Raw genomic sequence first — 7406 nt, 5'->3', positions numbered from 1 at the left:
CCCCGCCCTCGCTGGCACTGACGCGCCGCGGGTGGGGTGTTCAGTCGAGCTGGCTGGGCTCCAGGCCCAGCTCCCTGGCGGCCACCAGGCGGATCCACTCGGCGATCTGCCGGCGGGTGATCACCCGCTCGTGCACCGCGAGCTGGACCGCCAGCCCGTCCATCACCGCGCTGATCCGCCAGGCCGCGCCGGCCGGGTCGGGGCAGTCGAACGTGCCCTCGGCGACCCCGGCGGTGATCACCGCGGCGAGATCCTGCCGCCACCGCAGGTCGAGGCGGCGGGAGAGCTTCTCCAACTCCGGCGTACGCAGCGACTCCGCCCAGCCGTCGATCCACATCGACCAGGAGGTGGCCCGGCCGGTCGGCGCGTAGAGGCGCAGCATCCGGCGCAGCTTCGCCAGCGGCGGGGCGGAGGAGCGCAGCACGGCGTCGAGGCGGGCCAGATCCTGCTCGACCGCGTACGCGAAGGCCTGCGCGAGCAGGCGGTCCTTCGTCGCGAAGTGGTAGAAGACGAGCGCCTGGCTGACCCCGGCGGCCTCGGCCACGTCCGCGGTGCGGGTGTTGGCGAGCCCTCGCTCCGCGATCACCTCGCAGGCCGTACGCAGCAGCGCGTCCAGGCGGATCTCGGCGGCTCGTCTCGTCACGGCGTTACGGTAACCCATCCGTATGACCACGGGGAGTTACCGAGACGGCCGGTCGGCGGCAGGACAGTCGGATGCCGGACACTCGGCTCGCCGAGCGGATTCCGCAGGTCGCGGCCCTGCCTCCCGGCCCGGAGGGCAGCCACCCAGGTGCCTAGGAAACCTGCGGGGCGCGGTGGCGGCCACAGCCGGACGCGCCGGAAGGGGACCCGATTTGGCAACCGTTCCGAGCTCGGCTAAAGTTCTCATCCGTCACCGGATAACACCGGGGGCGTGCGGACGTAGCGCAGCTGGTAGCGCATCACCTTGCCAAGGTGAGGGTCGCGGGTTCGAATCCCGTCGTCCGCTCGGAGATGCCGCCACGCAGTTCGGGGGCAACCTCGGTGGAGTGGCCGAGAGGCGAGGCAACGGCCTGCAAAGCCGTGTACACGGGTTCAAATCCCGTCTCCACCTCGGCATTAGACGAGGGCGATTGGCGCAGTGGGAGCGCGCTTCCTTGACACGGAAGAGGTCACTGGTTCAAACCCAGTATCGCCCACCAGCGGAAAGGCCGTGTCGATCATTCGACACGGCCTTTCTCGTCGTCATCGATCAGTCCAGTGCCGCGCCGCTGGCCATTGCCGCGGCCGGAACACCCCGCCCAGACTGGCCCGGTGGACGATCAGCAGACCCGAGCCCGGCAGTTCCGCGCCCTGCACCTGCCCGGTGAACCACTGATCCTGGTCAACGCCTGGGACGCGCTGAGCGCCCGGATCGTCGCCGCGGCCGGCGCCCGCGCGGTCGCGACCACGAGCGCCGGGGTCGCGTGGAGCCGCGGCGCCCCCGACGGCGACGCGCTCTCCCGGGACACCGCCGTCGACGTCATCCGCCGGGTGGCCGGCGCGGTCCGCGTACCGGTCACCGCCGACGTCGAATCCGGGTACGGCGACAGCCCCGAAGAGGTCGCCGAGACGATCACCGCAGTGCTCGCGGCCGGGGCCGTCGGCGTCAACGTGGAGGACTCCCGGCACGACGGCGGAGGCCCGCTGCGCCCGTTCGACGAGCAGGTCGCCCGGCTCACCGCGGTCCGGACCGCCGCCGACCGCGCCGGCATCCCGCTGTACGTCAACGCGCGGGTGGACACGTATCTGCGCGGCGCCGGCGGCGTACCCGAGACGGTCGCGCGCGCCGAGGCGTACCTGGCGGCGGGCGCGGACGGGATCTTCGTACCCGGAACCGTGGAACCGGAGACGGTGGCCGCGCTGGCGGCGGCGATCCCGGCGCCGCTGAACGTGCTGGCCGGGCCGGGCGCGCCGCCGATCGCAGAGCTGGCCGCGCTCGGTGTGGCCCGGGTGAGCATCGGACCGGCGTTGGCCGAGGCCGCGTACGCGGTGGCCCAGCGGGCGGCGGCGGAGGTGCTCGGCGTCGGGACGTACGGCGCGCTCGCCGGCGGGCTCGACTTCGACGCGCTGAACGAGCTGATGCGGAGCTGACCCGGACGGCACGGCATCGACCGCGGGGCGGGGTACCGGGTTGAATGGTGCGGTGTCCGCCGTCGCGCCTCCGATCCGGGAAACCGCCGTTCGACGGCCGGGTGCCAGGTCGCCCCGGCGGGGGAGCCGCGGGTGACCGCCTCCGTCCGCCCGGTGCCCGCGCTGTTGGGCCTGCCCGTCGTCACGGGGGCCACGGCGGGGGCGTGCGTCGTCGCGCTCGCCGGCCTGGGTGCGGCCGGTCACGGGGGCTTCGCGACCGAGCCGGCCGGCACTCTCGCCCTGGCCGTGGCGGCAGTGGCCGCGGCAGTCGCCGCGTCCCGGCTCGCCCGGTCGGGCCACCGCGCCGCCGGGCGGCTGGCGACCTGGCTCGCCGCGTCGCTGCTGGCGTACCTGGGGTTCGCCGTCCTGGCGGTGGCCACCGTCGCGGCCGGGCACCGGTGGGCCGGTCCGGCCGTCGCGGCGTGGAACTCGGCGTGGATCCCGCCGCTCGCGCTCCTGCAACTGACCGCCTCGGCCGCCGTCCGCACCGGCACTGTCACCCCGAAGGCGCACCGGTACGTGGGTCTCGTCCTCGGTGCGGCCACGCTCGTCAACGCGCTGCTGACGACGGCGACCGAGCCGTTCGACGGGCTGCCGACTATCGCGGGGGAGTCCTGGCGTACCGCGTTCGCTCCGGTCGGCGCCGCCGTCACCCTGCTGGGCGTGGCGGCGTTGCTCCTGCTGCCGGTGACGCTCTGGCGGGCCGCCCTCGGCTCGCACCACACCGTGCGGGCACGGCTCGGCGTGGCCGCTGCGGCCACCACCGCGGCGCCGTTGACTGTCGTCTTCTGCCTGCTCCTCGCGATCGCCCGCGCCCCCGGTGACGTCGAGCCGTCGCTGGGCTCGGTCGCGTTCCTGGTGGCCCTGTCCGGCACCGCCGTGTTCGCCGTGGCCTGCGCGGTCACCGCCGCCCGGGGCGCCACCGAGCCTCGCCGGGTCGGCACTGTGGTGCGCGCCACCGGCCTGGCCGCCGCGGCCCTCCTGGTCGTCGGCGTCGGCACGCTCGTCGCCGCTCCGAGCTCGTCCCTGGGCCCGACCTCGGTCGCCCTGGTCGTGTCCGCGCTGACTGTCGTGGTGGGTGGCGGGGCGTGGGCCGGCGCCGGCCGGCTGGCGGCGCTGCTCACCGCCGCGCCGGCAGTGTCGGCGGTAGCGCCGGTGACGCCGCGAGGCGGCGCGGAGGGTACGGCGGTAGGCGACGCGCCACCGCACGCCGGAACGCCCGATGCGGCGGGGACGGCGGATGTCGTCGAGACGACGGGCCCGGGCAGGGCGGCAGTGGAGGCCGCGCCGGACGCCTCCGGTGCGCCACCGCACGCCCCGGCGTCGGCCGGTGCGGGAGTGCACGGTCCGGCGTCGGCCGGTGCGGTTCCGGCATCGGTCGGTCCGGCATCGGTCGGAGGGCTGACGGCGCGCGAGCGTGAGGTGCTCGCCGCGCTCGCCGAAGGCGCCAGCAACGCCGGGATCGCGGCGCAGCTCGTGGTCTCCGAGCGCACCGTCGACGCCCACCTGCGCGCCATCTTCGTCAAGCTCGACCTCACCCCGGGCGGCGACACGAACCGGCGGGTACGGGCGGCGCGGATCTGGCTGGAGCACGCACGACAGCGGCGCTGATCAGGGCTTTCCCGAAGATAGGTGTTGAGGCCGATGCCCGCGCCGGCGGTGTCTCGGCACGGTGGGGCGACACCCGATCGACGGAGGCTCCCACCGTGCCCGTACCGAACACCGTGCCCGTACCGAAGCTGCGCCGCGCCGCGCTCGTCGCGCTTTTCGTCCTGCTCCTGCTGGCCCTGGCCGGCCGTACCCTGTTCATGTTGTGGGAGCCGCCGTTCGACGGCGCGATCCACTACGACGACGTACGCGATCTGGGGTCCGCGTACTGGCCCATGAACCTCTACCTGGGCGGGCCCGCGTACGCCGTCTCCTGGATCGCCGCGGCGGTGTTCATCGTCGGTCTCGCCCGCGGCCGCGCGGGCGTGCTGAACCTGGTGGGGGCCTTCCTGGCCGGCCTCGGCGGTGTGGTGTTCGCGCTGGCGATCACCGCCGAGGTGCTGCCGTTCGCCTACGCCGCCGACCCGGCCGTCCTGCCGGAGCAGGAGGGACGCGCGTTGTTCGACGTGTTCAACGACCAACTGGACGGGCTGCTCCCGGCCATCCTCGGCAGCCAGGTGGCGATCGTCCTCGGCATCGTCCTGGCGCTCGCCGGGATCCTGATCGGCCGCACCATGCCGCGCCCGCTGGTCGTCGCCGCGTTCGTCTACGTCGTGGCGTTCGTGCTGGTCCCGCAGGACGCCGGTCGCGCGGTGGTCGTCGTGAGCTACCTGCTCCAGGTGGCGCTCGTCGCCGCGATCGGCTGGTACGGGCTGCGCGCCGCCACCGCCGACGAGCGCCCGTAGCAGAACGAGCCGGCCGGATCGGGTGATCCGGCCGGCTCGGTCCGGGACCGATCAGCTCCGTCGGCCCCGGTCGCTGTCACATCGGCGGGGCGACGTCCCGGCGCTCCTCGACCCGGCGGTACTCCACCGGCTGCTCGGCGGTGGTGACCACCTGGCGACGACGGCCCCACACCAGCGTGGTCATGATCAGGCCGAGGACGCCGGCCGCCATCAGGATCCAGCCGACGACGTCGAGGTCGACCCCGCCGACGCTGGCGTTGAGCGCGAACGTGAGGATCGCGCCGACCGCGATCAGGAAAATGCTCGTACCGATACCCACGACAGCCTCCTTCGGGGGATGGTTGTGCTGTCACCGGCCTCAGTACCCCGGCGGCGAGCGGCGCAACCACACGGCCACCGGGCGCGGCGGGGGCCTGCCACACGGCGATCTTGGCATCGGGTAGAGTTCACCCCGTCGCCGGCGCGAACCGGCGGCACGCGGACGTAGCGCAGCTGGTAGCGCATCACCTTGCCAAGGTGAGGGTCGCGGGTTCGAATCCCGTCGTCCGCTCGCGATTGCCCGGGCGATTGGCGCAGTGGGAGCGCGCTTCCTTGACACGGAAGAGGTCACTGGTTCAAACCCAGTATCGCCCACCGAGAGTCACCCTCACCGCCCGCCGGCGCCGCCGGTCGATCGGCGGACGCATCCCACCGGACGGTTCGTACCGGCCACATCGGTCACCCGGCTCCACCGTGCGGGTTATTCAGCCGCTGCCACCGCGCGTGTCACTGTGATGCCCGATGCGCAGGGAGGCGGTCACATGCACATGATCGAGCGGGGACGGTGGCGGCGGACGGCCGCCCGGTTAGGGGTGGCGACAGTCGTCGCGGCGGCCGGGGTGACGGTCTCGGCCGCGCCCGCGCAGGCCACCGCGACGCGGACGGCGGCGTTCTTCAGCATGGACGAGCCGGCGTCGTCGACGGTCCTGACCGACTACAGCGGCAACGGCCGCCACGGCACGATCGGCGGCGAGGTGGTCACCGGCGCGCTCTACGCCGGGGCGACCGGCCACCGCTTCGCCACCCACCTGCCCACCGACCAGGAGTACGTCCCGGGCCACGTCGACCTGGTGCCGCACAGCACCGACTTCAACCCGGACGCCGGGGACTTCTCGGTGACCATCCGCTACCGGACCACGTACTCCTTCGGCAACATCCTCCAGAAGGGACAGGGCAACACGGCCGGCGGCTACTGGAAGTTCGAGGCGCCGAACGGCAAGCCGAAGTGCCTGTTCCGGGGCGCGGACGGCGCCTCCCGTACCGGCTACACGGATGTGCCGATCTCCGACGGCCAGTGGCACACGGTCACCTGCAACCGCACCTCCGCGTACGTGGAGATGTACGTCGACGGCGTGCGGACCAGCCGCCTCAACGGGCCGACCGGCACCATCGCGAACACCTGGCCGCTGTCCGCCGGCGGCAAGAGCCAGTGCGACGGTACGAAGGTCACCTGCGACTACTTCGCCGGCGACATCGACTACGTGAAGATCCTGAAGGGATCGGGCGGCCCGGCCAACCAGGCGCCGGTGGCAGCGCTGACGCCGACCTGCTCCGGACTGGTGTGCACGTTCTCCGGCGCGGCCTCCACCGACGCCGACGGCGCGATCCAGGACCACAGCTGGAACTTCGGCGACGGGGACAGCACCGGCACCGCCTCCGTACCGACCACGTCGCACACGTACGCGGCCGCCGGCACCTACCCGGTCACGCTCACCGTCACCGACGACCGGGGCGCCACCGGCACCGCGACCGTCGACGTGACGGTGGCGCCCGTACCGGAGCGGATCTCGTTCGTCGGCCAGGCCACCGCGAACGCCAACTGGACCAGCCACACGGTCACCGTCCCGGCGGGCGTGCAGGCCGGTGACACGCTGCTGCTCCTGCTCAGCCAGAACACGCACACCGGCACCGGCGAGCCGACCGGGGTGAGCGGCTGGACCAGGCTCGACCGGCTCGACGGCGGCTTCGCCACCACCACCGCATGGTGGAAGACGGCGAGCGCGGGTGACGCCGGAACGGCGGTCCGGGTGACCCTGGACAGTCAGGCGAAGGGCAACCTGGTGCTGGCCGCGTACCGGGGGGTCGCCCCGGTCGCGCCCGTCTTCGCCAGGGCCACCGACCCGGCGAGCACCACCACCCGGATCACCCCGTACGCGCCGGTGACCGCCGCACAGAGCTGGGCCGTGTCGTACTGGCTGCACGGCGACAGCACCTCCACCGCGCTCACCCCGCCGTCCGGCGTGGCGGTGCGCAGCAACACCTCGCAGACCGGCGGCGGTCGGGTGACCGGCCTGCTCGCCGACTCGGCGAGCAGCGTGCCGACCGGCAGCTACGGCGGACTCACCGCCACCGGCGCCGCAGCCAGCACGACCACCACCACGTGGACGTTCGTCCTGCCCCCGGCCTGACCCATCGGGTACGCGAGAAGGCCGGCACCCCGGGTTCGGGGTGCCGGCCTTCACGCGCGTGTCTTACTTGTTCCAGTGCTGGGCGACGAGGTCGGCGGCCTGCTGCTCCCACTGGGCGTAGTGGTCCGGGTAAGCCGAGACCTGGACGGTCTGGGCGGCCTTGGTCAGCGGCATGTCCTGCCAGCCGTCGACCTGCTTCAGACCCTTCAGAAACGCCGTGGTCGAGTACTCGGGGTCGGTGATCTGCTCCACCGTGCCCCACCCACTGGACGGACGCTGCTGGAACAAGCCCTGCGAGTCATGATCGTTACGGTCGCCGAGGTGGCCGAGGTTCTCCAGCTTCGACTCCTGCAACGCCGTCGCGATCGACACGACCGCGGCACGCTCGTCCATACCGGCCTTCTTCGTCGCCGCG

The 7406-nt window shown here is 73.3% G+C and carries 6 protein-coding genes, 5 tRNA genes and 1 pseudogene; 9 read left to right on the top strand and 3 right to left on the bottom strand.

Annotated elements, in window-relative coordinates; genetic code table 11:
- Positions 1-40 precede the first annotated feature (40 nt).
- Positions 41-643, bottom strand: a complete 603-nt coding sequence (locus tag F8279_RS28460) for a TetR/AcrR family transcriptional regulator (RefSeq protein ID WP_091420285.1) — start codon at positions 641-643, stop codon at positions 41-43.
- A 272-nt stretch (positions 644-915) separates the two neighbouring features.
- On the opposite strand from F8279_RS28460, the gene F8279_RS28455 reads away from it, so the two are divergent.
- From F8279_RS28455 to F8279_RS28430, 6 genes are all read left to right on the top strand, one after another.
- A tRNA-Gly gene (locus tag F8279_RS28455) sits at positions 916-988 on the top strand.
- A gap of 34 nt (positions 989-1022) precedes the next feature.
- Positions 1023-1093: transfer RNA gene (locus F8279_RS28450), tRNA-Cys, on the top strand.
- 13 nt (positions 1094-1106) lie between these two features.
- Positions 1107-1181 (top strand) — tRNA-Val (locus tag F8279_RS28445).
- 112 nt (positions 1182-1293) lie between these two features.
- A complete protein-coding gene (locus tag F8279_RS28440; RefSeq protein WP_151501580.1) occupies positions 1294-2112 on the top strand; it encodes an isocitrate lyase/phosphoenolpyruvate mutase family protein in 819 nt (272 codons plus the stop codon).
- A 132-nt stretch (positions 2113-2244) separates the two neighbouring features.
- The gene (locus tag F8279_RS30740; protein ID WP_225853446.1) at positions 2245-3762 is read left to right on the top strand and encodes a helix-turn-helix transcriptional regulator; all 1518 of its coding nucleotides are present in this window, start codon (positions 2245-2247) and stop codon (positions 3760-3762) included.
- Between the two features lie 95 nt (positions 3763-3857).
- On the top strand, positions 3858-4544 hold the full coding sequence (locus tag F8279_RS28430) for a hypothetical protein (RefSeq protein ID WP_151501579.1): 687 nt from the start codon (positions 3858-3860) through the stop codon (positions 4542-4544).
- Positions 4545-4620: 76 nt separating this feature from the next.
- Here the strand turns inward: F8279_RS28430 and F8279_RS28425 are convergent, their stop codons facing one another.
- Complete coding sequence (locus F8279_RS28425; protein WP_151501578.1) at positions 4621-4863, bottom strand: DUF6458 family protein; 243 nt, start codon at positions 4861-4863, stop codon at positions 4621-4623.
- Between the two features lie 158 nt (positions 4864-5021).
- On the opposite strand from F8279_RS28425, the gene F8279_RS28420 reads away from it, so the two are divergent.
- The 3 genes from F8279_RS28420 to F8279_RS28410 all read left to right on the top strand — a co-directional run bounded on the left by F8279_RS28420 (position 5022) and on the right by F8279_RS28410 (position 6991).
- A tRNA-Gly gene (locus F8279_RS28420) sits at positions 5022-5094 on the top strand.
- Positions 5095-5105: 11 nt separating this feature from the next.
- Positions 5106-5177, top strand: a tRNA-Val gene (locus F8279_RS28415).
- 167 nt (positions 5178-5344) lie between these two features.
- Positions 5345-6991 (top strand): PKD domain-containing protein, encoded by a 1647-nt coding sequence (locus F8279_RS28410; protein ID WP_192580791.1) that lies wholly within the window; start codon positions 5345-5347, stop codon positions 6989-6991.
- A gap of 63 nt (positions 6992-7054) precedes the next feature.
- Here F8279_RS28410 and F8279_RS28405 read toward each other — a convergent pair.
- Positions 7055-7406: pseudogene (locus tag F8279_RS28405) on the bottom strand (hypothetical protein); the annotation flags it as partial.

Source organism: Micromonospora sp. AMSO1212t (assembly GCF_008868145.1).
Classification (GTDB): Bacteria; Actinomycetota; Actinomycetes; order Mycobacteriales; family Micromonosporaceae; genus Micromonospora; species Micromonospora tulbaghiae.
Note: the sequence above shows the minus strand (reverse complement) of the source record. Positions and strands in the feature narration are given on the sequence as shown.